Annotated in this window: 21 protein-coding genes and 5 pseudogenes; 20 read left to right on the forward strand and 6 right to left on the reverse strand. The window is 34.6% G+C overall.

The annotated features are described in order from the left end of the window. Positions 1-361 precede the first annotated feature (361 nt). From ACQ7EO_RS06885 to ACQ7EO_RS06925, 9 genes and pseudogenes are all read left to right on the forward strand, one after another. Positions 362-619, forward strand: a complete 258-nt coding sequence (locus tag ACQ7EO_RS06885; protein ID WP_327857429.1) for a hypothetical protein — start codon at positions 362-364, stop codon at positions 617-619. A gap of 12 nt (positions 620-631) precedes the next feature. Further along, positions 632-781, forward strand: coding sequence for a hypothetical protein (locus ACQ7EO_RS06890; protein WP_171252537.1), 150 nt, complete (start codon positions 632-634; stop codon positions 779-781). 54 nt (positions 782-835) lie between these two features. Beyond that, entirely contained in the window at positions 836-1,324 is a 489-nt protein-coding gene (locus ACQ7EO_RS06895; RefSeq protein WP_056514218.1) for a hypothetical protein, read from the forward strand. A gap of 10 nt (positions 1,325-1,334) precedes the next feature. Then, positions 1,335-1,988 carry a hypothetical protein gene (locus tag ACQ7EO_RS06900; protein ID WP_434279204.1) on the forward strand — a complete coding sequence of 218 codons (654 nt, stop codon included), beginning with the start codon at positions 1,335-1,337 and terminating at the stop codon, positions 1,986-1,988. Positions 1,989-2,055: 67 nt separating this feature from the next. Next, the gene (locus ACQ7EO_RS06905) at positions 2,056-2,388 is read left to right on the forward strand and encodes a hypothetical protein (protein WP_434279205.1); all 333 of its coding nucleotides are present in this window, start codon (positions 2,056-2,058) and stop codon (positions 2,386-2,388) included. Between the two features lie 90 nt (positions 2,389-2,478). Continuing rightward, positions 2,479-2,769 carry a hypothetical protein gene (locus ACQ7EO_RS06910; RefSeq protein ID WP_315078737.1) on the forward strand — a complete coding sequence of 97 codons (291 nt, stop codon included), beginning with the start codon at positions 2,479-2,481 and terminating at the stop codon, positions 2,767-2,769. Between the two features lie 87 nt (positions 2,770-2,856). Continuing rightward, on the forward strand, positions 2,857-3,888 hold the full coding sequence (locus ACQ7EO_RS06915; protein ID WP_434279206.1) for a DUF932 domain-containing protein: 1,032 nt from the start codon (positions 2,857-2,859) through the stop codon (positions 3,886-3,888). Between the two features lie 355 nt (positions 3,889-4,243). Beyond that, a pseudogene (locus ACQ7EO_RS06920) lies at positions 4,244-4,804 on the forward strand (YqaJ viral recombinase family protein); the annotation flags it as partial. Next, positions 4,797-5,636 (forward strand): annotated as a pseudogene (locus ACQ7EO_RS06925) (integrase core domain-containing protein); the annotation flags it as partial. The pseudogenes ACQ7EO_RS06920 and ACQ7EO_RS06925, both read left to right, overlap by 8 nt. A 57-nt stretch (positions 5,637-5,693) precedes the next feature. Here the strand turns inward: ACQ7EO_RS06925 and ACQ7EO_RS06930 are convergent. The 3 genes and pseudogenes from ACQ7EO_RS06930 to ACQ7EO_RS06940 all read right to left on the reverse strand — a co-directional run. Further along, positions 5,694-6,626, reverse strand: coding sequence for an IS5 family transposase (locus tag ACQ7EO_RS06930; protein WP_434279207.1), 933 nt, complete (start codon positions 6,624-6,626; stop codon positions 5,694-5,696). A 107-nt stretch (positions 6,627-6,733) separates the two neighbouring features. Continuing rightward, positions 6,734-6,997: pseudogene (locus ACQ7EO_RS06935) on the reverse strand (integrase core domain-containing protein); the annotation flags it as partial. A 33-nt stretch (positions 6,998-7,030) separates the two neighbouring features. Further along, positions 7,031-7,934: pseudogene (locus ACQ7EO_RS06940) on the reverse strand (DDE-type integrase/transposase/recombinase); the annotation flags it as partial. 84 nt (positions 7,935-8,018) lie between these two features. On the opposite strand from ACQ7EO_RS06940, the pseudogene ACQ7EO_RS06945 reads away from it, so the two are divergent. The 7 genes and pseudogenes from ACQ7EO_RS06945 to ACQ7EO_RS06975 all read left to right on the forward strand — a co-directional run. Beyond that, positions 8,019-8,245: pseudogene (locus ACQ7EO_RS06945) on the forward strand (tyrosine-type recombinase/integrase); the annotation flags it as partial. A 399-nt stretch (positions 8,246-8,644) separates the two neighbouring features. Beyond that, complete coding sequence (locus ACQ7EO_RS06950) at positions 8,645-9,679, forward strand: ketopantoate reductase family protein (protein ID WP_434279208.1); 1,035 nt, start codon at positions 8,645-8,647, stop codon at positions 9,677-9,679. Between the two features lie 126 nt (positions 9,680-9,805). Further along, positions 9,806-11,185: a TIGR00366 family protein gene (locus tag ACQ7EO_RS06955; protein WP_434279209.1), complete on the forward strand. Its 1,380-nt coding sequence runs from the start codon at positions 9,806-9,808 to the stop codon at positions 11,183-11,185. Between the two features lie 298 nt (positions 11,186-11,483). Beyond that, positions 11,484-12,410: a 3-keto-5-aminohexanoate cleavage protein gene (locus ACQ7EO_RS06960; protein ID WP_434279210.1), complete on the forward strand. Its 927-nt coding sequence runs from the start codon at positions 11,484-11,486 to the stop codon at positions 12,408-12,410. A gap of 16 nt (positions 12,411-12,426) precedes the next feature. Beyond that, positions 12,427-13,218 carry an AraC family transcriptional regulator gene (locus ACQ7EO_RS06965; RefSeq protein ID WP_434279211.1) on the forward strand — a complete coding sequence of 264 codons (792 nt, stop codon included), beginning with the start codon at positions 12,427-12,429 and terminating at the stop codon, positions 13,216-13,218. A 371-nt stretch (positions 13,219-13,589) separates the two neighbouring features. Then, positions 13,590-14,498: an SDR family NAD(P)-dependent oxidoreductase gene (locus ACQ7EO_RS06970; protein ID WP_434279212.1), complete on the forward strand. Its 909-nt coding sequence runs from the start codon at positions 13,590-13,592 to the stop codon at positions 14,496-14,498. 272 nt (positions 14,499-14,770) lie between these two features. Then, on the forward strand, positions 14,771-16,012 hold the full coding sequence (locus tag ACQ7EO_RS06975; RefSeq protein ID WP_434279213.1) for a DcaP family trimeric outer membrane transporter: 1,242 nt from the start codon (positions 14,771-14,773) through the stop codon (positions 16,010-16,012). Between the two features lie 768 nt (positions 16,013-16,780). On the opposite strand, the gene ACQ7EO_RS06980 is transcribed toward ACQ7EO_RS06975, so the two are convergent. Next, on the reverse strand, positions 16,781-17,098 hold the full coding sequence (locus tag ACQ7EO_RS06980) for a DMT family transporter (protein ID WP_434279214.1): 318 nt from the start codon (positions 17,096-17,098) through the stop codon (positions 16,781-16,783). A gap of 693 nt (positions 17,099-17,791) precedes the next feature. After that, positions 17,792-18,661, reverse strand: a complete 870-nt coding sequence (locus ACQ7EO_RS06985; protein WP_434279215.1) for a LysR family transcriptional regulator — start codon at positions 18,659-18,661, stop codon at positions 17,792-17,794. Positions 18,662-18,757: 96 nt separating this feature from the next. On the opposite strand from ACQ7EO_RS06985, the gene ACQ7EO_RS06990 reads away from it, so the two are divergent. Then, on the forward strand, positions 18,758-19,156 hold the full coding sequence (locus tag ACQ7EO_RS06990; protein WP_434279216.1) for a hypothetical protein: 399 nt from the start codon (positions 18,758-18,760) through the stop codon (positions 19,154-19,156). A 5-nt stretch (positions 19,157-19,161) separates the two neighbouring features. Next, positions 19,162-19,767, forward strand: a complete 606-nt coding sequence (locus ACQ7EO_RS06995) for a LysE family translocator (protein WP_434279217.1) — start codon at positions 19,162-19,164, stop codon at positions 19,765-19,767. 717 nt (positions 19,768-20,484) lie between these two features. Here the strand turns inward: ACQ7EO_RS06995 and ACQ7EO_RS07000 are convergent. Beyond that, positions 20,485-21,393 (reverse strand): LysR substrate-binding domain-containing protein, encoded by a 909-nt coding sequence (locus tag ACQ7EO_RS07000; protein ID WP_434279218.1) that lies wholly within the window; start codon positions 21,391-21,393, stop codon positions 20,485-20,487. Between the two features lie 174 nt (positions 21,394-21,567). Between ACQ7EO_RS07000 and ACQ7EO_RS07005 the strand changes: the two genes are divergently transcribed. Further along, positions 21,568-22,464 carry an amidohydrolase family protein gene (locus ACQ7EO_RS07005; RefSeq protein ID WP_434279219.1) on the forward strand — a complete coding sequence of 299 codons (897 nt, stop codon included), beginning with the start codon at positions 21,568-21,570 and terminating at the stop codon, positions 22,462-22,464. A 72-nt stretch (positions 22,465-22,536) separates the two neighbouring features. Continuing rightward, positions 22,537-23,766 (forward strand): MFS transporter, encoded by a 1,230-nt coding sequence (locus ACQ7EO_RS07010; protein ID WP_434279220.1) that lies wholly within the window; start codon positions 22,537-22,539, stop codon positions 23,764-23,766. Positions 23,767-23,794 lie beyond the last annotated feature (28 nt).

Raw genomic sequence — 23,794 nt, forward strand, 5'->3', positions numbered from 1 at the left:
CTAACCCTCTTTCGTTCTACCACCATTATTTAGCAGTAATTGGTAGAACTTCTTATTAAACAAAGGAGTCCGCCATGCGTACTAATTCAATTTTCACTTTCTTTTTATCTTCTCGATCTTTGCCTGTGCTTGATTACAGCACTTAGCTCTCTTTCGCTGATTTTTCTAAAAAACTGATGACGATCAATATAAATCATGAACTTGGGAACTGCCCAGAATAAGTCACGTCTGTGCAATATTAAAAAAATGATTGATTTAAATCCAATCTCAAATAAAGAAATTTCAAATACACATTACCTCATTGAAGCCATAACGCTCTAAGCGTGGGCATTAAAAACATAAGTATATATGAGAGGATAGAATGAAATTAAAACTCATTTTTTCATTGTCCGGCAGTCTTTTGCTGACTGCCTGTAGCAGTGCTTTTGAATCAGAATTTAAGGATGGCTGCCGTAACTTTGGTGGCAATCGTAGTTTCTGTTCCTGTAGCTATAACAATGTAGAAAAACATTATGGTGAAGATCGACTTGAGCAGATCAAGAACCCTATGCAATTTCCTGAAGATTGGGAAGATCAAGTACAAGAAGCAGGTTTAGCCTGTATCTCTGAATTGAACTAGGAGGGGCTAAAGATGAGAAATCTATTGATCACTTATCTACTGATCATGTTGGGCTACTGGTTCAAATTGATCTGGAGCTTTCCTGCGGGCTATTCCAAAGCCTACCTTTTGGGCAGAGCCTTTGTTTGGCCTTTTACCTTTTTGGAATGGCTATTTTCCTAGCGGAAATTGAGCATTAATAAGTCAATAACAGTAAAAATTTAATAGGTCAAACTTATGAAAAGAAATATTGGCATAGCAGTTTTAACTCTTAGTTTCAGTTCATTCATCCAAGCGGCTCCATCTTATGGATTGGATACAGCGGAAACCATGGCTCATCTTGTGAAGATGCAAAAGGGTAGCGGTTTACAGAGCATTTGTACCTATCGTTCAGTGACTCAACATTATGGTGTACATGAAATCCAGAGTTCGATGTTAAATGGGTGTGAAAAAAATCTCGCTTATATCGCAACCTCAGAAGGTGGTGGGGTGTTAAGAGTATTTGGAACAACCAATCGTTTATTGGTAAAACGATTAGGCTATAGACCATCAAGACAAGCCGCTCCTACTGTCGTGAGTAAATACAAAAGATTATGTGATAACCCAAATATGTCAGTCAGTTTCAACCAAAAAACGGGTGAAACTACAGATTGTAGAACCGGTGAAGTGACAATCGATCCTCAAATCAAAGTACTCAAAGAACAAGGCTTATGGCCGAATAAATAAGGAGAGTCTTGTGTCGAAATTAAAAACATCTGGTCTTATTGCCTTGGTGCTTTGCATCATTGGGGGTGTGTCAGGTACTTATCTATTGAACCAACATCTACAACGTAAAGCAGAGCTACAGTTAGCACAGTTGGCTGTAGAACAAACCAAAGCCCAAAAAACTCAAACTGCTGATGTAGCCCAAGCTTCAACTGAATCAGCAGATCAAGATTTAAGTGAAGATACAACAACACAAACTGCTAATTTAGCAGTCAGCGCTGATGATGTTGCAGGTGCTTTAGCCGCAGTTGAAGAGGCGAAATCCTCTCAAAACTCAGCAACAGAGTATTTAACCATGCAAATCGATTCTGAATACCATGAGGGAAAAACATTAAGTTCAAATGCTGCAAAGTATGGCTTAAAGCCAATCAAAACTGCACCAGCCGATCTTAAGGCAACCGTTCCAAGTATTGATCAGATGTTAGCTTCCCATCTCATGGAGGTTTGGGGGCGATCTAGCCCAGATCAGGTGGCTAAGCGTGTGGAAGGGTGGAGTCAACAGGGCAACAGCATTACTTATCGTGCTGCATGGGACTCAGATCGTTATCAATGTACTTGGTATGTGGTGCGTTGGAATAAAAGTAATAATCAAGTTTTAAACGAAGGCTACAAACCTTGTTTTTAAATAATTAACTTTTTTAGAAATTGATTTTTTAATCATTTATATACCCATTTTAAATAGGAATATCACCATGAAAAATCTGAAAATAATCAGCTGTGCTTTATTCAGCTTATTTTTAACAACAAAAGTGAAGGCAAAAACAGAACAAATCGTTTTAAAAAAAGATCTGGGATTTGGTGAGGAAGCAGTGATTTTTCCAACTACCAAGGGTGAAGTGATCCTCAATCGTTATGCACTTCCAGCAGCCGTTGCCAAACAGGTCAAGCCCTATAAAAAAGGGCAATGTTTAGAAGTTCAATCTCAACATGGCTTCTTTAAAGATACAGGAGATGGGCAATATATCCAGCGTATCCGACCATGTAAAAGTCCATCTGGTTTGGCAGTACCCAAAGTCAACCGATAAACCAATCTAAACCGAATCAATCCTAAAAACCACGAGCTGATGCTCGTGGTTTTTTTATATCTATTTCTTCATGAATCAAGGAAAAACACCATGCAGCAATGCCCCTATTGCCATTCACCGCATGTGCAATTACTCAGGCAAAGTCAACAATCACAATCCAAAACTAAGTTCACGTTCTCATCGTGCTCACCAATGTCACTGGCAACGGTAGGTATGCAAATCTCTAAACGGCTGGGGATTAATCCCTTTGTTGGTGGTTTTATTGGTTTAGCCGCTGGAGGGATGTTTTTACTTTACATCCAACAGCAAGACAATTTGATCACCCTACATTACCAGTGTGAACAATGTCAGGAACACTTCGAAATTCAACACACTGAATGAATCTAACAGTCAACAAAAATCTCACTCTGAAATATTCACATTGAATTGATTCAATTCATTATTCACTTAAAAAGAAGGAAAGGCCTTATGGCACATCAACTTGAACAAATGGCCTATGTGGGTCAAACCCCTTGGCATGGTTTAGGTAATCAACTCAGCCCAAATCAACCCATCGAAGTTTGGGCAAAACAAGCTGGCATGAATTGGCAGATTGAAAGCTCCAATGTCAGTTATATGGCAGAAAATCACAAAGGGCAGAATCTGATCCTCCCTCACGATGAGCAACGAGTGCTGTACCGCTCAGATACCCATGCACCTTTATCTGTAGTCAGTCAACGTTATCAAGAAGTCCAGCCTAAACAAATTCTAGAGTTTTATCGTGATTTGACTGAACAATCCGGCTTCGAACTAGAAACTGCGGGGGTACTCAAAGGTGGTAAGAAATTCTGGGCATTGGCGAGAACAGGGCAAAGTACTGCACTCAAAGGCAAAGATGTCAGCAATGGCTATATTCTGTTAGCTACGGCTTGTGATGGGACTTTAGCCACCACAGTACAATTTACTTCCATTCGTGTGGTGTGTAATAACACCTTAGCCATTGCACTAAAAGGTCAAGATGCTAATCGAGGTGTGGTCAAAGTACCCCACAGCACCAAGTTCGATGCAGACAAGATCAAACAACAGTTGGGTATTTCTGTAAGAGCATGGGATGAACATATGTATCAAATGAAACAGTTGAGTCAACGTAAAGTTACTCAGCAAGAAGCGGCTGCTTATTTTGATGCTGTATTTAATAACAGCAGTCTGAGTATCGCTGAACAAGACGAACGTTTTATTCAATATTACAGACAAGTTGCCAATGGCGCAGATGCCAATAAAACAGAACCGAATGGACGGGCAATGTCAAAAGTCATGACCATGTTTAATGGTCATGGACGTGGTGCAGAACTATCCTCAGCCAAAGATACTGCCTACGGTCTGCTATGCAGTATCACGGAATTCGCTGACCATGAACGTCGAGCCATGAGCCAAGATCATCGACTTGATTCAGCATGGTTTGGTGCAGGTGCAGGCTTAAAGCAACGTGGGCTAGAACAAGCCTTAAGGATGATTGCTTAAAACAGATATCGAGATTTTATTTAGACAATATTGCCATCACGCAGAAAATTTGATGACAGATGACAGTCTTGAGTACAAATTTAAGATTGGAGATTTAGTGGTTTTACTTTACCCCATTCAGGATGTGCAGGTGAGGACAGTGGATGAAATACCACACCCTCAATATTTGGACTTAGATGGGTATAGACATATCTACCATACTGACTTTATCTGTCTCGCAACGTTTGACGAAATTAAGCTGAGTTATCGCATCGACTAAATACCATTTAAACATAGTGATTTCAATTCTAATCCCATGCCAAAAAAGCATGGGATTTTTTTATGTCTTTCAAACTAGAAGTTAGAGGAATACATCATGAGACAACATAGCGCAAAGTTATCCCAACCCACCATAGGTTCTATAATAGGATCAAAAGCTTATTCATTACCTTCAAGACGAAAAAAGCAACCCAAACGCCTAGCTGAAACCAAAACCATGTCACAAGCCGAATGGCTCAATGTGCGTAAAAAAGGCATTGGCAGTAGTGATTGTGCCGCAGCCTGTGGACTGAATCCTTATATGTCGATGCTCGAACTGTGGATGATTAAAACTGGACGTATTCAACAAAACATTGAGGATGAAAGTGAAGGACATGCACCGTTGTATTGGGGCAAACGCCTAGAGCCTTTGGTGGCTGAATATTACAGTATGCATACCAATTATAAAGTACGTCGGGTCAATGCCGTATTACAACACGCTGAACCTGATAAACACTTTATGTTGGCAAACTTGGATTACTCGGTAGTCGGTGATGCAGATGTACAGATACTTGAATGTAAAACCGCAGGGGAACACGGTGCCAAGCTATGGCGAGATGGCGTACCTCTATATGTCTTATGCCAAGTGCAACATCAATTGGCAGTCACAGGTAGACGATGCCATAGAACAAGCCGTTATTGATTTCGCAATCCAATATCCAGCTTATGGTCAACACCGTAGTAGTAATGAATTGCGTAAAAATGGTGTATTCATTTCAGGTAGCGGGGTTCGATCTATTTGGCTTCGCCACGATTTAGAGAATTTTAAAAAGCGATTGAAAGCCTTAGAAGCCAAAGTGGCACAAGATGGCTTTGAGTTAAATGATCATCAGATTGCCGCACTTGAGCGTAAACATGAAGATGATGTTGCTTGTGGCGAAATAGAAACACACCATCCAGGATATCTTGGAGCCCAAGATACATTTTACGTTGGTAATCTGAAAGGTGTTGGTCGAATCTATCAACAAACTTTCATCGACACCTACAGCAAAGTCGTTCATTGCAAGCTCTATACAACGAAAACACCGATTACAGTAGCAGATCTGTTAAATGATCGCGTACTACCATTTTATCAGTCGCAGGATCTACCAATGCTGTGTATCCTGACAGATAGAGGTACTGAATATTGCGGTAAGGTTGAACAACATGATTATGAGCTATATTTAGCCATCAATGATATTGATCATACCAAAACAAAAGCAGCATCCCCACAAACGAATGGAATATGCGAGCGTTTCCATAAGACGATCTTGCAGGAGTTTTATCAAATTACATTTAGGAAGAAGCTTTATAGTACATTAGAGGAATTACAAGCTGATCTAGACGTTTGGCAAAAATTCTATAATACTGAACGAACTCATCAGGGAAAAATGTGCTGTGGTCGCACACCACTGGAAACATTACTTGATGGGAAGCGAATTTGGGCTGAGAAGAATTTAGCTCAAATTTAACCTGATAGGCACACTAAAAAATGGGTAACTGTCAGATCTGGTTTGAGCTAGTACAATTTAAGGCATAACTTGAGTATGAGGGCGACCTAATTCTGTGAATTTATTCAAGACTGCTACGCGTGCATGAATCTCATTCACCTGACTAGGGAAACTCCTTGATGTTAATTTATCGCCTAATAATTTGATGCAATACATCTTGGTTTCCACCAAACTTCGACGGTGATAACCAGACCACTTTTTCCAAAGGGATCTTCCTAACCGTTTGACTGTTTTCAATAACACATTCCGTTCTATAGACCTCGCTTGCTGATCTTTCCATGGCTTTGCATTTTTTCTTGGAGGAATCACTGCATGTGCTTGTCGATCTAAAATGACTTTTCGGCAGTGTTTAGTGTCATAAGCACCATCGGTATAAACAGAGCCAATCTTTTCATCCAATGGAATTTGATCAAGTAAATCTCTGAGTACTTGTGAATCACTCACGTTATTTGTGGTGAGCTGAACAGCACGTATTTGCAATGTTTTAGCATCAATACCAATGTGGAGTTTACGCCATTGACGACGATATTCAGGCTGATGTTTTTTACGTTTCCATTCTCCTTCACATAAAAATTTCAAACCTGTAGAGTCAACTAATAGGTGAAGTCCATCACTGCTTTTTTGATAGCCAATGGCAATATTAATATGTTTTTGTCTTCTACAGATGGTGGAATAATCTGGTGCTGTCCAATCTAATCCGCAAAGACGAATGAGACTTTGAACAAATCCTGTGGTCATTCGTAAAGTTAAACGGAATAAGACTTTTATCATTAAACAGCACTGAATAGCTGTATCTGAGTAGGTTTGATTTCGTCCTTGTTTGTGTGTTGATTGTGCATACCACTGAGTATTGGAGTCAAACCAAATGGTGATATTTCCACGATTGATCAAAGCTTGGTTGTAAGAAGACCAATTCGTTGTACGATATATTTTGGATGTAGGCTTATTCATATAAGAATTATATTGCTGAATAAGCCTTTAGAGGTAGGTTTGTGCAACAAAGCCGTTCAGATCTGATCTGACAGTTACTTATTTATATTGTGCCTGTCAGTTTAAATTTAAGCTAAATTCTTTTTAGCCCAAATATGTTTTACATCAAGTAATGTTTCAAATGGAATTTTGCCATTACACACTTATCCCTAATGTATTCGTTCAGTATTATAGAATTTTAGCCAACCGTCTAGATCAAGCTGCAACTCTTCTCATGAGGCATAGAGTTTCTTTTGAAAAATAATCTGATAAAACTCTTGTAATATCGTTTTATGGAAATGCTCACAAACTTCATTCGTTTGAGGTGATGCTGCTTTGGTTTTAGTTTGATCATATCATTAGTTTCTCCTGCGTGACCTTCATTAAATACAGTCGTTCGACAATAGTATCGCTTTAAAATCACGACTAAAGTACTGGGAACCTTGATCCAAGCATCATGACACTCATTGGATAACCCTGACGAGCTAGTGTATAATTCAACACGTTACACACCCGTTAACGATCTATACGATGGCTAGTTCGTCAACCAATAATTCGACGACTAAATAGTTTAGCAGCACAAATAAATACGGCCGGTCTTCTTTGGTGCGGATATGAGTAATGTTTGTTTTCTCAACTTTATTTGGTTGTATGACTATAAATTGGCGATCCAGCAAATTTGCTACTTACGATGGGCAAGTAATGTTTTAAATCCGTTGTATGCTTAGATTTGCGTGCAATCTTGCTGCGTCAATCGGGCTTTCTGTGCATTTTCCAACACTACGTTCACTCATACCTTAACCCAAATCATGCATGTCATGAGCTAATGAATGTGCTCCTAATCGTGTATGGTATTGCCAATATACAGCTTTAAATCAGTATATTTCTGAATGACGTAAATCTGTCTCTTCTGCCAAGCATAATAGCCTGAAATGCTTACGCCCAAGCATTTACAAACAGAAGATACCGTGACAGATTTCATATTCAAATTATGAATTAACGTGTACTTTTCTTGGTGTGATCTATTAGAAAGCACACATGCACATTTTTTTAAATGTGATTGGCTTACCTGAATTGCTTGACTACTTTTTCTAAATCTAGGATATGTTGTTGTTGCGGTGAGAGTTGACGTTTGCTTGAACCTGTTGGATTAGCTTTACGAATCCATTTATCTAAGGTTGAATAGCCGCCCACTAATTTCTGGACGATTGCAGCTATAGAGTCCTACGAATTCGAAAGCACATAATCAATTGATTGCTGTTTAAATTCAGGACTCAAGCGTTTAGCCATTTTTACATCTCCAAAGTTAACATTATGTTCGCTTTAGAGAGATTGTGTATCCATTATTTTGTTTAAGCTCACCAAAGCTAAAATATTGATTGTGAAGCTTTATCTGTTGGAAAACGATTAAAGCCAGATTTGAATCAAATCTTTAAATCCGCCCGAGAAAAGAAGTTAATTCAATAGACGATATTGAATTATTAAACCCGCAAGCTGAAAACTTTGCTGCGGTGACTGAAGAACAAGACTTAGCCCCAATGTTGAATAAAATTTGGAACTATTCAAAATTACATGCATGCAGTGTAGTCGCCAAACAAGTCACATAAAAGCGATCGGTCTTAAACTTTAATTGACCTAGAGAAATAGAAAGCTTGGAAAATCTTTTAAGAGTAATAAAATCTATTTATTTTATTAATAATTGTATTTTAATGATTTAATTTAGGAATTTTTATTTTTAATAGGTTGTGATTTTTGAAGGTTTAAATTTTTATATGATTAGTTGAAAATTAAAAATAAATAGATAAGTGACATATATTCTAATTTTATCATATAAGGTGTTGGAAATTTTAAAATAGCTTAGAAATATTTTTTATACAGAAAATGTCTGAAAATGAATAAAAATTGTCTATAAAAGGTATTTTTTATGCGTTTTAATCAAATTACTCTGATGAATGAATGATTCCCTGTTGAAGAGATAATAGATAGAAAAGGAATTTATGATGAAAAGAGTGGCAATTTATGGCATCGGTTCATTAGGAACAATTATAGGTGCATTATTGACGAAAAATGGATGTCAGGTTGATTTAATTGATTCATATAAGGAAAATATTTGGGCATTACAAAAAAATGGTGCAACAGTTACAGGATTCATGAATTTTAATGTTGCTGTTAATGCGTATACACCAGATCAGTTAAGTGGTTTTTATGACCTTGTAATTTTATTAACCAAACAAACAACGAATATTATTGAGTTACCAAAACTGTTACCGTTTTTGCATGAAGAAAGTGTCTTATGTACTTTGCAAAATGGTATCCCTGAACAATCAATAGCAAAAATTGTTGGTTTACATCGTATTGTAGGTGGTGTTGTTGGTTTTGGTGCAACATGGAAATCTCTAGGCGTTTCTGAACTTACTTCTACAGCAGAGGTTGTCCAAAATTTTGCTTTTGAGATAGGTGAGATATCAGGAGAAAATACTCAGCGTATTCAAGAGATTCAACAACTATTGAGTTTTGTTGGCGCAACAAAAATATTACCAAACCTTATGGGTATCCGATGGTCCAAGCTATTAATGAATGCTACGTTCAGTGGTATGTCTGCTGCTCTTGGTTGTACATTTGGTGATATCTTGGATCATAAAAAAGCAATGTTTTGTTTAGCACATATTGCAGATGAAACCATAAAAGTTTGCCATGCATCTGGGTTTGAAATGGTGAAAATGAATGGGTTGAATATGGGTGATCTCGAACTTAATTTTCCGAATGATGTAGTAAATAAATTGCCTTTATATCATCAGGTTTGGAATTCACATCGTAAATTAAAAGCAAGCATGTTGCAGGACTTAGAAAAAGGGAGACCATGTGAAATTGAATTCATTAATGGAGTGATATCTGCTACAGGAAAAGTATTGAATATAAAAACTCCATTTAACAATAAAGTTGTAGAGTTAATTAAAAAAGCGGAACAAAACAAATGTGTGAATGATTTTTCATATATAAGCCATTTTAATGAGTTGATTGATAGTATTTATTAGTCTAGGTAGGCTTAATCGTTTTAAAGCGAAATTTATATATTTGAATAAGTATACGGTAATCGGCACTGTAATAGATGCTTATTTGGAATAAAGGAAATTAATATTTAATTTATAATAGGGAATATTATGTCAAATAAAAATGCAAAAAGTAATAAGCAGAGCTTTGTAGATAAATTTACTGAATGGAGTATGAAGTGGGTACCAGATTCAATGGTTTTTGTTTTATCATTAACCATAATTATATATTTTTTAGCACTGGGAATTACTGATCGGGGGCCTATACAACTAATTGATGATTATGCACAGGGGTTTTGGGTTTTATTAACTTTTGCTATGCAACTGAGTTTATTAATGTTGACCGGTTTTATTGTTGTAGAATCAACATTTGTTAAAAGTCATTTGATTAGACTAATTAGTATACCTAAAACTATTACTTCAACATTAATCATGTATTGTGTTTGTGTTGCAATCTTTAGTTGGCTTCACTGGGGCATGGGATATATGCTTGCTATGCTATTGGGCAGAGAAATAGCCATTCGAAAAAAAGGATTAGGGCTTGATTATGCTCTACTCGCAGCAGCAGGTTATTGTACATTCTTGGTTGCTGCAAATGGCCCAGCACAATCAGCTCCTTTAATTGCAGCAACACCAGGAAATTTTCTTGAACAGACGATTGGTCATTTGGTGCCATTAACAGATACGGCTTTATCTCCATTTTTGTTGACCGTAGTTGCTTTACAACTTATTTCATTAATCATTTTTTTCATAGTGATTCATCCTAAAAAAGGAAAAGCAATTGAGATTGATGAGGACACATGGAAGGAGTTATCTTCGCCTGCTGTTGTAGAAGAAACTACAGAACAGCTCAAGCAATTACGTCCAGCAGAACGTTGGGAACGCTCACGTATATTTCCAATGCTGATAGCTTTCGCAATTTTATTTTGGGTGGTAAAAGCTATTTGGGTTGGTGGTGTTGCAAGAGTTGATATTAACTTGTTAAACCTACTATTTTTTGGATTGGCTTTATTGTTGCAACAAACACCTAAAAACTTTGTTAGTGCAGTACAAAAGGGAATTGGAACTACATATGGTGTAATAATTCAATTCCCTTTGTATGCAGGAATTTTTGGAATTATTTCATATTCTGGATTGTCTCATTCCATTACGGATGCCTTTTTGTATGTTTCTACCCCTGAGACTTATTCATGGATTGTAATGGTATACACAGTATTCATGGATTTCTTTATTCCTTCTGGTGGATCAAAATTTGCAGTTGAGGCTCCATTCATTATACCCGCTGGCCAGCAACTCGGAGTACCTGTGGAACATGTTATTAATGCTTACAGCACGGGTTCTCAAATGGCAAACTTTATACAGCCATTTTGGGCCTTAGCATTTTTGGCGACTTTTAAATTAAGATTCCAGAAAATTTTACCCTATACTTTTATTGCATTTATCTTAGTATTTGCAATTGCTTCAGCAGCTTTCCTAATCAAACCTTACTGATAATTAAAACGGTAGCTAGTTTAATGTATCTAAGACATAGAGAAAATGAGCATTATTTAATAGTGTGGCAAGATAATGTGATAGCTAAACTTACATAAATGAAAATCTTAGGTTTTTAATAGTACGAGATTTTTTTAATTTTATTGTAAATAAATTGCTGTCTAAAAAAGAATATATATTGTCATTTTATGAAAAGTAATTTTTTATTTTAATCTATATAAATATAAATAACCAAGTCGATTTAATGATTGGTTGTTTAAAGTAAGTGTAAAATTTTTTACAATATAAGGATGCTAGTATGAAAAATAAAGTTGTTATTACATGTGCTATTACAGGTGGTATTCATACCCCAACCTTGTCAAAATATTTGCCATATAAGCCTGAAGATATCGCTAAACAATCAATTGATGCAGCTGAAGCTGGCGCATCTATTTTACATTTACATGCACGAGATCCAAATACAGGGAAGCCTATAGGGGATGTTAATGTTTATAAAAAGTTTTTAAAAAATATTCATAATAATACTGATGCAGTCATTAATATTACTACAGGTGGTAGCCCTAATATGCCACCAGAAGAACGACTGGCGGCTGTGCTTGAGTTTCAGCCAGAAATGTGCTCTTTAAATATGGGTTCAATGAATTTTAGCTTTCATCCATTGGCCAATAAGGTTAAGAATTGGAAATTTGATTGGGAAGAAGAATATATCAGAAGCAGCAATTCTTTTATTTTTAGGAATACATTTGAAGATATAGAAAGAGTTTATCATTTAACTAAAAACTTGAATATAAAATTTGAACATGAGTGTTACGACATTGGACATTTATACAATTTAGCATATTTCAGAAATCTAGGATATTTTCGGGATTCTCTATTTGTACAGGGAGTATTTGGTATCTTGGGTGGAATTGGTTCAAGTTTAGATAATTTAATGTTTATGAAAAATACGGCTCATAATTTATTTGGTGATGATTTAAAATGGTCAACTCTCTCTGCAGGAAAAACACAAATATCAATGGCAACACATTCAACCTTGATTGGTGGTCATATTCGTGTTGGTCTTGAAGATAATCTATTTTTATCAAAAGGGCAGCTAGCTGAAAGTAATGCAAGCCAGGTTCGAAAGATCAGGACAATTGTTGAAGAATTAGGATATGAAGTGGCTACTCCAGAAGAAGCACGTCTAATTCTTGGTTTGAAAGGAAATAAAATGGTTAATATTTAATAGGATGGGTTTTGATATGTTCTTAACTAATAAAAGCACTGACCGAGAAGATTATCAACGTATTCAGCGACGCATTAGTGCAATGCCGAAAGAATTTCCTAAGGGATTTTATAATGCTCCGCATCAGCATGAACGTGTTCAATTAGTTTATGGTATTACAGGTATTATGGAACTATATGCAAATGGTCAAATTTGGATCTTGTCTCCTAAAACAGCTTTGCTTATACCAGAAAATACTGAGCACAGTATGTTGGCAATTACTAATATCAGCTTAAGAACACTATACATTAAACCTGAAATTCTAAATTCTGTTGAAGATGGTTATATTAAGCTTATAAAGGTTGATAATTTTCTTAAAGAGCTAATAGAGCGTTCTACCTTGATACCTGTAGATTATGTTGAAAACAGTATAGATGGAAAGATAATGGATATTATTATGCATGAATTGAAATTCGCAGAAGAAATTTTTTATTCTATTCCATCACCTACAGTAATTAATTTAATTAAAGTTGAAAGCATGATTATGCAAGATAATTTGCTTTTGAAAAAAAAAGTAGATTACTGGTCGAAATTGTTCTGTATGTCCACAAAAACACTAAATCGATTAATTTTAAAGGATCTTGGAGTTACTTTTAATACATGGAGGCAATATTTATCTGTAAAAATTAGCCTTATTCAAATGTCAGATAATAAAAGCTTAACTAATATTGCTTATGGCCTTGGTTATCAATCTCCTTCAAATTTTTGTAGAATGTTTAAAAATATAACAGGGCAAAATCCAAGTCTATTTATTCAGGCGCTAAAATGATATAAAGTCTTGATATTTTATAAGGGTAATTATGATTTAATGTAAGTTATTTAGCTGGTTTGTTCTGATTTTTATTTTTTTATTGTTGGCGAGGTGGTTTTTAATATTTTAAATATAGGTGTTTGCTAAGTTGTAATCTTAATTGTAGTTTTATTGTGAATTTCAAAAATTATTTTTTTTAATTAGGATGATTTTAAATAAGCCAATAAAATAAAAAATAGCCATATCTAGGTGAAATTTATGATTAAGCTGCTTAGTTTATAGTGAGTATACTTTTTTGTTATAGTTGTTAGTGTTTTTTATTAATAGATAAAGTTTAGTCTTATTTTTTACATATCTAAAATTGTATTTGAAGTTGAAGGTAGAAACCAATGAAAATAGATTTAACAAATAGGGTTGCTATTGTTACCGGTGCTGGAGCAGGATTAGGGCGTGAGCACGCTTTGCTATTAGCGCGTTTAGGTGCAAAAGTTGTGGTAAATGATCTTGGTAGTGATATTAGCGGTGATGGTAGTTCAGACACTGTCGCTAAGCAAGTAGTAGATGAGATCATTGCGGAGGGTGGTGAAGCAATTATAAGTGGAGCTTCAGTTACAAATATTGAGCAAGTACGGTACATGGTGGAAGAAACGATGGATCGTTGGGGGCGTATTGATATTTTGGTCAACAATGCCGGTATCTTAAAAGATAAAAGCTTTAGTAAAATGTCTTTAGATGATTTTCGCCTTGTCATGGATGTGCATTTGATGGGTGCGGTGAATTGCATCAAAGCAGTGTGGGATATTATGCGAGAACAAAAATATGGTCGCATTGTGATGACAACCTCTTCATCAGGATTGTATGGCAATTTTGGGCAGTCTAATTATAGTGCTGCTAAGATGGCATTAGTTGGTTTAATGCAAACTCTTGGCTTAGAAGGTGAAAAATATAATATTAGAGTAAATTGTATTGCGCCAATGGCAGCAACTCGTATGTTAGAAGGTTTAATGTCAAATGAGGCATTAAAAATGCTTTCTCCAAGTTCAGTTAGCCCAGCGATTGCTGTGTTAGCAAGTGCAGATGCACCAAATAGAATGGTTATTTGTGCTGGTGCCGGTAGTTTTGAAGCTGCTCATATTACATTGACGCAGGGAATCTATTTGGGAGCTGGAGTTGATATCCCTTATTTATTGGCTAAGCGTTTAAGTGATGTAGTTGATCGGACTGGAGAAATGGTCCCTGTATCAGGTTTTTCCCAAGGTGAGTTGGAATTACTTAAAGCTGGTTTAAAGGAAGAATAATAGAGGAATTAATCAATTTTCTTTCCTATATAGAATCTTAAAATAGAAATTAATTTAGCTAAACTCTTTTTTAATTTCATGAGAACTTGTTAATTAAATAACGTGTATTTAACTTGTTGTGATTTTAAGCAAGGAATTATCTCAAATATAATTAACGTAATGCTATCAGTATTCAAGATTTCTAAAACAAAAATTGATTTTTTAGCGAAGTAATTAGGATTAAAAGATCAAATTGTACGGATGCACATCATAACTAAAGCTAGGAGTATTTCATGAGTCTATTCACAAATCGCAAGCCATTGATCGTCAAAAGTTTAGCATTAACAGTAACAGCTTTGATGGTAAATGCAGCTCAAGCTGCTACTGACAGTCAAGAGATTCAACAATTACGCAATGAAGTTCAAGAATTAAAAGCACTTCTTCAACAGCAACAGCAGCAAGTAAGATTAGTTGAATCTAAAGTTCAAGCAGCGCCATCTTCTTCAGTTGGCTTAAAGTCTAAGTCTGGTGCAGATATCAATATTTATGGTTTTGTTCGTGGTGATGCGAACTATATCATTGAAGGCGGTGATGACGACTTCAACAAAATCAGTTCAACCAATGGCGAAGCGAAAGATAAACTCCGCGCTACAGCAAAAACAACACGTATCGGTTTAGATTTTAATACACCAGTAGGCGATGCTAAGGTTGGTGGTAAAGTTGAAGTTGACTTTGCAGGTAATGGTGTAAATGAAAACCTTCGTATTCGTCATGCTTATTTAACCTATAACAACTGGTTATTCGGTCAAACAATATCTAACTTCCTATCTAGCCATAACCCAGAAATGATTGACTTTGCAACCAATGCCGGAGGAGGCTACGCACGTATTCCACAAGTACGTTATGCATACAATTTGGCACCGACTACCAAATTATTAGTTGCTGCTGAAGAGGGTAATAGTACTGGAGTTACAGGTACAGCAGTTAAATATAGTCTTCCTGTGTTAACAGGTAAAATTACACAATCATATGCTGATGGCAACGGTAATGCATCTGCACGTGTTTTAGTGGAAAACTATAAAGATAACAATGTTGGCAAAGACAAGACTGGTTGGGGTGTTGCAGTTGGTACAGACTTTAAAGTTACTGATCCTTTAAAACTTTTTGCTGATGCATCTTATGTGGTTGGTAATAGCAACTACTTATACGGAAGTAACAATGCATATTCTGTGGTAAATGGTGATATTGAACAGAATGAATTCACTGCGCTTCAAGTGGGTGGGACATATAAAATCTTACCTAACTTACGATCAACTTTAGCGTATGGTGCATTGTTTGCTGACAACGGTACAGATTTTGCCAAAGCAAACCAAACTGCAAATGAAAAAATTCAACAAGCTTGGTTAAACGTGATCTATTCTCCAGCGAAACCGATTGATTTAGGTATCGAGTATATCAACGGTAAGCGTGAAACTTTCGCGGGTCAATCTTATAAAGATAACCGTGTAGGTTTAATGGCGAAATACAATTTTTAATATGAAAAATTATTAATTAAAAAATATTGAAGCATGAACTGAACCCTATAAGCTAGCCATAACTTATAGGTTTTTTTTGAAATACGATTTAGCATTTATTTCAATCTAGAGATCTCTAAATAATGATCCTAGTCATTTTGCTTCATTCACCTCCCCCCCCAATATTTTGTATCTCTATCTGTGAGGATATGCTACATACATAAGTCTGGTGATTGATAAAAAGAAAATAAACGTTTATTCAAAATATCTGTTGCTGTTATAGATGCCTTCTTAGTACTTAGCTTAAGGGGTAACTACACTAGATGTATAGATTATGCTGACAATAAGCAGCATATTAAATTCCAAAGTAAATAAAAAATCGTTTTGAAGTAACACTCACAGACTTTTTAAGATTTGTTGCTTGTTGAGATTTATTGATGATCACATCAGCATCATCTGATAATTCTAAAAGATATTTCTTGAAATTCAGATGACTTTGTACAGGCTGGCTTTGGATATATTTTAATGTTCTTCAGCTAAATTGAGTAATACAGTTTTACGCTTGATAATTTGTTTATTTATACAATAACTGTGGGTTCCCTTTTTTAATTAAGATCAGACACGATTATTTAAATGGGTGAATTTCTCTTTTGAGACGGATATTTGATCAGATTTAAACGGATATAATTAGATAAATTGAGTCCTGAGGATTACAAGACTCAAATGCAATTTAATCAAATTTTATAACTTTTACAGCGATTGGTAATCAAGGTTAATTCTATTTATAAACTAATTAGAAGTTAGTTTCATTAATAGGACACCAAATACTATTGAGGCCGCAGCAAGTAGACGCCAAATTCCCATCGGCTCATTGAGAAAAAATATTCCAATAAGAAAAGCACCGATCGCACCTATACCTACCCATATTGTATATGCAGTCCCTAAAGGCAAAGTTTTCATGGCAACTGCCAGTAATCCAAAACTTAAGATCATAAAAAAAATTGTAATAATACTTGGAGTGAGTTTCGTAAAACCGTCAGACATTTTCATTGAATATGCCCAAACAATCTCAAAAATACCAGCTAAAAATAAATAAACCCAAGCCATTGTTTTGACCTCATGATTAAAATTTTTAGGTCGTCCTAAAGCTTATAAAAGTAGAAAACGGGTCGTCCCTCTTTCTTTTACCACATTGTAATATTCAAATAAAAATTAACAAATCTTTATTTAGAAGTCAAGCCACTCATTTTGCAAAATCTATACTAAAATTTGATGATATTATAAAATACAAGTTTTAAATAAATTAGAGCTGTAAGAAAATTTTTGAAAAAATATAATTTTTGTACTTCAGTAAAGAAAGTATATCTTTGATAATTAAATATATAATAAATAGAAATATTGTGCAAAGAAGTTTTTGTGAGTGTTGGATTGATTTATGTCAATACATAGCTAAAAGTCTTGGTTGAAATGTAGTGTAAGATTTTGAAATTCAATGTATAAATTTACATTTAAATTATAATAAAAAGCTAAATAAATATGTGTTGGCATAGTCAAGAGTTTTATCACTTATAAAGCAAGGGAATTTAAATAAATGCATTTGGTGCGCTGTGTAAGCCATACGCACCAAACTGCTAAATTTACATATTGAAGGCTGATAAAATTTTGAATACTTTATACGGCATAAACGCCAAAATATTTAATCGATTGTTTAGCAGTATTTTAAAGTAAAAATTTGAAAAATATAGGTTTTTATTTGGGTTTGCATAACAGGTCCTTTAGATTAATGATTAGAAAAATTGCTTATAAGTGATTAAGTTGGCTTTCTTCCATTTCATTTTTTATCCAATTCAAAAAAATGAGTTTTCTTGGGTCATCTGAAATTTTTGTATGTGATAACAAATAATATGAGGAGTTATCTTTAATTGCTGGTGTTAGTTTTTGAAAAGCTCCTCTATCTAACTCCTTTTCAATCATATAAATAGAAATTATAGTTGCTCCTAATCCTGCTAAACATGCTTCTAAACATAAATAAAAATGCTCTAATTTAACTTGAGGAGTGTTTTTTAAAAAATCTTTAAATTCATTTATTTTTTTTAAGCTATTTAAAAAGTTTGGTCTTGAAGAAGAAACTAATAGTTCTTCTGTTGTTGAATCAGGGTTCTGGACTATTACCATATATTCATCAGCTATTTTTTCACTAAAAACATGTTCTCCCCAGTTGAAATCATTTCTTCGAATAGCTATATCAATATTATTTATTTCAAAATCAACTATACCTCCACCAGTAAGTAAGACAACGTTAAAATCATGCCCCATTTCTTTAAACTTCGATAAACGAGGGATTAACCATTTCATTGAAATAGTAGGTTCACAAGATAATACTAATGGTTTATTTTCAAAATTGTTTATGTTTAATTCAGTCAAACATTCATCTAATTGAGCAAAAACTTTTTGGCAACAATTGAAGAGTATCTCACCCTCATGAGTGATAAGTAAAGATTTATTACGTCTCTCAAATAAGTTAATATTTAAAGACTCTTCAATATTATAAATTTGTTTACTAACAGCACTTTGAGTAACAAATAATTTTTTTGCTGCTAAAGTAACACTACCATATTTAGCAACAAAATAAAAAAATTTTAGTGAATTCAAAGATATTTTTTCAATCATTCCAAAATCTCATATGTTCGCAGTCTTTTTTATTGATTTTTATTTTTTTATCTTCCTTCAAAATAAAGCTACGTTAAGCAAAAGTAATTTTATCTTATGGAAAACACATTAAAAATCAAATCATTTGAAAAAGAATATATAGAAAAACAAGTATACTCAAAAGAAATCACGAGTAAAGATTATTTTTTTAAGGATTTGAATACATTTCAAAAAAGACTTAAGGAAAGTTTATGTAACTATGGTAAAGAGCAAAATGAAGTTGCCAATATACATAATTGGGGTGACTTTGAAATGAGTTTATTCATGTCAAATAAAAAAAGGCTCAGAACAAAAAAATATGTATTCTTTATCAAGATAATTGAAAAAAATTATCGAATGAATAGGTACTTAACTTATGTTCATATGACTGGATATAATCCTTTGAAAAGTAATGGTAATTATAAAAATGCTATAGGTTTAATAAATATATTGGCAGTTAATTTGGAAAAGGCGTAATGATTATGGGAGAGTTTATTGCTGTAATCTTAATAACGCTGTTAGCCGTTGTGAGCCCTGGAGCTGACTTTGCAATAGTTACGAAGAATAGTTACTTATATGGAAGAAAAATCGGTGTTTTAACCTCATTAGGAATATCCCTTGGTGTGCTGATTCATGTAACTTACACCTTAGTTGCTATTACATTTGTAATGACTTATACACCACAAATTTTAAATTTCATTAAATATATTGGGGCGATTTATCTAATGTATATAGGTTATAAAACATTTATGCAAAATCCTATATTAGATACAGGTGCAACTTCAGTGATATCTCCACTTCAAGCTATAAGATATGGGTTTTTTACAAATGCTTTAAATCCCAAAACAACGCTATTTGTTATTAGTACTTATACGCAAATTGTAAGTGCTATTACACCTAAAACTATTCTTTTAGGATATGGATTATTTATGTCATTAGCTCATCTTATATGGTTTTCACTGGTTTCATTACTTTTCTCATCGATTATCTTGAGACAAAAAATGTTAAATAAACAAGTAAAAATTAACAGAGTTATTGGTTCTTTGTTATTTTTACTTGGTACCGCTCTACTTTTTGCTAAGTTTTAATAATAATTTTAAATTATAAAATAGCTTTTGTTGATGTGGGTATGTGTTCTTATTTTATAATAGGGACACATTTTTTTGAAGAATTTAATATCATAATACGGGTAACTGTGAATATAGCTATATAAAACTAATTTTTTATAAAGTATTGATACGTAGTATTTCTTTAATGAGAAAATGAGTATGTAAGTAATATTAATAATTTTTATAGTAATTTAAGTTTGATATGGTAGGTTGTAAATATTTTTTGAGTTTATTAACTGGAATATAAGTTAAATTAATTTTTAGCCAATTATGGGGTATTTAAAATAAAAAAATTCAAATATGCCTTTTTGGATTTGGTTTGAATAGGTAATGAATAGCACTATCAAATACTAAATCTTCATCCAAATTTATTCATAGTTTGTCAAACTTGCTAAAAATTTTCTTAAGAAATGCAATTTGATAAAGCTGATGTAATTTTTTTATAGAAGCGTTTATCTATTTCTTTGGCTTTAATTTAAACAATATACTTTAACATTAAACAAAGTTCGAAATAATGATACATAATTTTACTTTGGATTTTCGTATATCTATCTGTCACAATACCAAAAATCTGTAATTATTGTGATTCATAAAATGGTCATATACGATTTCTTAATAAATTTGTAAAGGTAAATCTCGTTTTTGCTGTTCACAATTTTCAAGAAAACATTCTTTTACCTAAAGTTGTACAGATTATCAATTTTCTTTTGTATTCACATGATCTAACGTAAGTAACCAGTTGCGAAATGTAACAATAGCTGGTAAATGCGCTTTATGCACGGGATAGGCGAAGTAATAGCTACGTCCACTATAATAAGGAAAGCTAAAAGGGATTATTAATTTGCCATTTTGAATTTCATCTTCTACTAAACATCGGGGTACTAGACCTACGCCAATACCAGTTGTAATAGCTTGAATTAAATGAGAGGTCAATTCGAAAGTAGGACCTAAATATGAATTACGTAAATTTACATGACAAGCTTTAAGCCATTTTGCCCAAATGTTTGGTTGAGACGCAACTCTTAATAATAATAAACCATCTAAATCTACTGCCGAATGAATAGGATGTTGTTTTAAAAGAATCGGGCTAATAACAAGTACTAGTTCTTCATCAAGTAAATGATGTGATATTAAATTAGGTAATTCCTTATTACTTACACCAATTACAGCATCAATACCAGATGCTTCTAGGTCGAAACTCCCAATTTTTGAATGCATATGAATTATTACATTGGGGTTTGTAGCGTAAAATAAATGTAGTTTTGGCATTAGCCAATGTGCACTAAAAGTAGGAAGTACCGCGAGGTTAAAATTCCCACCACCTGAGCGATAAATGATCGCTTGTAATGTGGCGTTTTGTATTAATGAAATAGCGTAACTAATCTCACGCATATATATTTTACCAGCATCTGTTAATTCTATTCGACGGCCCGTTCTTAAGAAAAGTTTTACAGCAAGAAGATCTTCAAGTGCTTGTACTTGCCGACTAATTGCACTTTGGGTTAATAAAAGCTCTTCTGCTGCTCTGGTATAGCTCTGATGTCTTGCAGAGGCTTCAAAAGCTAAAAGTAAGGATATGGAAGGGGTTAAAGTACGTGGATTCATTCATAAAACTCATGTTTTTACATCAAATAATATGCTTTTATTTTAAGCCTTACAATATCAAAATAATATACATGGAAATAAAAAGGAGCATCAGAAAGCTTTACATAGATGATTAATTAGCTATGGATAATGGCTATTATTTCACTTTATAAACAATAAGGAATGAGTGAAAAAATGAATGAAAAAATGAGTGAATTATTTCAATCTGATCTGCCTTGCGCATCGGCTCAGGAAGAGTTTGATAGATGTACTTTTGATGTTCCATTTGGCGCTGTTGATACACATGCGCATGTTATTTCTGGTAGTGAGCTTCATCCATTTGCTGTTGATCGTAGTTATACGCCGCCTCCAGCACCAGAAGATAAATATTTAGAAATGCTGGATGCACTCCAAATGACTTATGGTGTTTTAGTACAAGTCAGTGTTTATGGGACTGATAACAGTTGCATGTTAGAGGTACTAAAAAGACATCCAAATAAACTAAGAGGAATCGCAGTAGTTTCTCCTGATATTACGGATAAAGAGCTCGAAGCATTACATCAAATCGGCATTCGTGGATTACGTATCAATGTATTGTTTGGTGGTGGAGTTGGATTTTCGGTTATGGAGAGACTTGCAGATCGTATTAAGGATCTTGGTTGGCATATGCAATTCTTATTAGATGCACGTAATTTACCAGAACTTATGCCAAGAATGATCAAATTACCTGTTAGAGGAGTAATTGATCATATGGGACACCTTCCAGTTGCAACCGGAATTGATGACAAAGGCTTTTTGGCTTTAAGACGCCTGGTAACCGATCATGATTATTGGGTCAAACTTTCTGGTGCTTATCGTATAAGTGAGAAAACTGAAAGCTACGATGATGTTATGCCATTTGCTCAAACATTAATTAATGATGCACCCGAACATATGCTGTGGGGAAGTGATTGGCCGCATGTTGCCCAAAATCAGACTCCAAATACAGGAAAACTGCTTAATTTACTTGCAGATTGGGCCCCAAACTCAGAAATACGTGATCGTATTTTAGTTTCAAATCCTGCTCTGCTTTATGGTTTTCCAAGAAATTAAAAGAGCTTAGCTAAATGAAAAATATTAATTCGGACAAAGTTAAATGGAATTTTTAAGTAGGGAGACTACAAAATGAGTTGGTATCGTCAATTGAGCGTGACAGAGCGTCGTACTTTTTTTGCCGCTTTTGGAGGATGGGCCTTAGATGCTTTTGACTTCATGATTTTTACATTTGTTATTGCTACGATAAGCACACTATTTCATATAGAGAAAGGTGAGGCAGGTTTGTTGGCTACGGTTACATTGTTATTCTCTGCTATTGGTGGATGGATTGCAGGAATTTTAGCTGATCGTTTCGGACGTGTGCGTGTCCTGCAGGGAACTATTTTATGGTTTTCTGTTTGTACCCTATTAATTGGTTTCGCCCAAAATTATGAACAAATCCTTGTTTTACGTGCATTGCAAGGACTTGGATTTGGCGGAGAATGGGCTGTAGGTTCGGTCCTTATGGGAGAAATGGTTCGTACAGAGTACCGTGGTCGAGTTGTCGGGACTGTACAAAGTGGTTGGGCTGTAGGTTGGGGGATTGCTGCGATTGCTTACACTGCTGCGTTTACATTTCTTCCAGAAGAATACGCATGGCGCATTCTTTTTTGGATAGGCATTCTGCCTGCAGCGCTGGTCTTATATATTCGTAAAAATGTTCCTGAACCTGAACTGTATTTACAAACACGTAAACAAGAAAAACTAGAAAAAAATACTACTCCAATATGGGCTATTTTTTCACCTGCTTTAATAAAAACTACAATACTGAGTTCTTTGCTTTGTATTGGTGTTCAGGGTGGATATTATGCTGTTACAACATGGCTCCCTACGTTTTTAAAAACAGAGCGACATCTATCTGTAATCGGAACTGGAGGGTATTTGTTAGTAATTATTTTAGGTTCATTCGTTGGATATATTTTAGGAGCATATTTGACTGATCGTCTTGGGCGAAGAGCAAACCTACTCATTTTTGCTGTGCTCTCGTGTATAGCTGTTTATTCATATACCCAAATTCAACTCACAAATACCCAAATGTTAATTCTCGGGTTTCCCTTGGGTTTAGCAGCATCTGGAATATATAGTGGTGTAGGTGCGTTTTTAACAGAATTATTTCCTTCAGCTATAAGAGCGACAGGTCAAGGATTTGCTTATAATTTTGGACGAGGGGTTGGTGCACTATTTCCTAGTTTCGTTGGTTATTTAGCTGCAGCTAAAGGCCTTGGAGCTGCAATTGGTATTTTTGCTGGTGGCGCTTTTTTCTTAGTTTTGATTACTGCGTTTTTATTACCTGAGACCAAAGGAAAAGAAATTTCTTAATCTTTTGTATTGGTTTAAATGCATAAAC

This window comes from Acinetobacter sp. CE-15, assembly GCF_051059255.1.
In the GTDB taxonomy this organism is placed as follows: Bacteria; Pseudomonadota; Gammaproteobacteria; order Pseudomonadales; family Moraxellaceae; genus Acinetobacter; species Acinetobacter guillouiae.

Bases quoted from the DNA above. Each gene is read 5' to 3' on its own strand.
- ACQ7EO_RS06885 (WP_327857429.1), top strand. From the start codon at position 362: ATGAAATTAAAACTCATTTTTTCATTGTCCGGCAGTCTTTTGCTGACT.
- ACQ7EO_RS06890 (WP_171252537.1), top strand. From the start codon at position 632: ATGAGAAATCTATTGATCACTTATCTACTGATCATGTTGGGCTACTGG.
- ACQ7EO_RS06895 (WP_056514218.1), top strand. From the start codon at position 836: ATGAAAAGAAATATTGGCATAGCAGTTTTAACTCTTAGTTTCAGTTCA.
- ACQ7EO_RS06905 (WP_434279205.1), top strand. From the start codon at position 2,056: ATGAAAAATCTGAAAATAATCAGCTGTGCTTTATTCAGCTTATTTTTA.
- ACQ7EO_RS06910 (WP_315078737.1), top strand. From the start codon at position 2,479: ATGCAGCAATGCCCCTATTGCCATTCACCGCATGTGCAATTACTCAGG.
- ACQ7EO_RS06915 (WP_434279206.1), top strand. From the start codon at position 2,857: ATGGCACATCAACTTGAACAAATGGCCTATGTGGGTCAAACCCCTTGG.
- ACQ7EO_RS06930 (WP_434279207.1), bottom strand. From the start codon at position 6,626: ATGAATAAGCCTACATCCAAAATATATCGTACAACGAATTGGTCTTCT.
- ACQ7EO_RS06950 (WP_434279208.1), top strand. From the start codon at position 8,645: ATGAAAAGAGTGGCAATTTATGGCATCGGTTCATTAGGAACAATTATA.
- ACQ7EO_RS06955 (WP_434279209.1), top strand. From the start codon at position 9,806: ATGTCAAATAAAAATGCAAAAAGTAATAAGCAGAGCTTTGTAGATAAA.
- ACQ7EO_RS06960 (WP_434279210.1), top strand. From the start codon at position 11,484: ATGAAAAATAAAGTTGTTATTACATGTGCTATTACAGGTGGTATTCAT.
- ACQ7EO_RS06965 (WP_434279211.1), top strand. From the start codon at position 12,427: ATGTTCTTAACTAATAAAAGCACTGACCGAGAAGATTATCAACGTATT.
- ACQ7EO_RS06970 (WP_434279212.1), top strand. From the start codon at position 13,590: ATGAAAATAGATTTAACAAATAGGGTTGCTATTGTTACCGGTGCTGGA.
- ACQ7EO_RS06975 (WP_434279213.1), top strand. From the start codon at position 14,771: ATGAGTCTATTCACAAATCGCAAGCCATTGATCGTCAAAAGTTTAGCA.
- ACQ7EO_RS06980 (WP_434279214.1), bottom strand. From the start codon at position 17,098: ATGGCTTGGGTTTATTTATTTTTAGCTGGTATTTTTGAGATTGTTTGG.
- ACQ7EO_RS06985 (WP_434279215.1), bottom strand. From the start codon at position 18,661: ATGATTGAAAAAATATCTTTGAATTCACTAAAATTTTTTTATTTTGTT.
- ACQ7EO_RS06990 (WP_434279216.1), top strand. From the start codon at position 18,758: ATGGAAAACACATTAAAAATCAAATCATTTGAAAAAGAATATATAGAA.
- ACQ7EO_RS06995 (WP_434279217.1), top strand. From the start codon at position 19,162: ATGGGAGAGTTTATTGCTGTAATCTTAATAACGCTGTTAGCCGTTGTG.
- ACQ7EO_RS07000 (WP_434279218.1), bottom strand. From the start codon at position 21,393: ATGAATCCACGTACTTTAACCCCTTCCATATCCTTACTTTTAGCTTTT.
- ACQ7EO_RS07005 (WP_434279219.1), top strand. From the start codon at position 21,568: ATGAATGAAAAAATGAGTGAATTATTTCAATCTGATCTGCCTTGCGCA.
- ACQ7EO_RS07010 (WP_434279220.1), top strand. From the start codon at position 22,537: ATGAGTTGGTATCGTCAATTGAGCGTGACAGAGCGTCGTACTTTTTTT.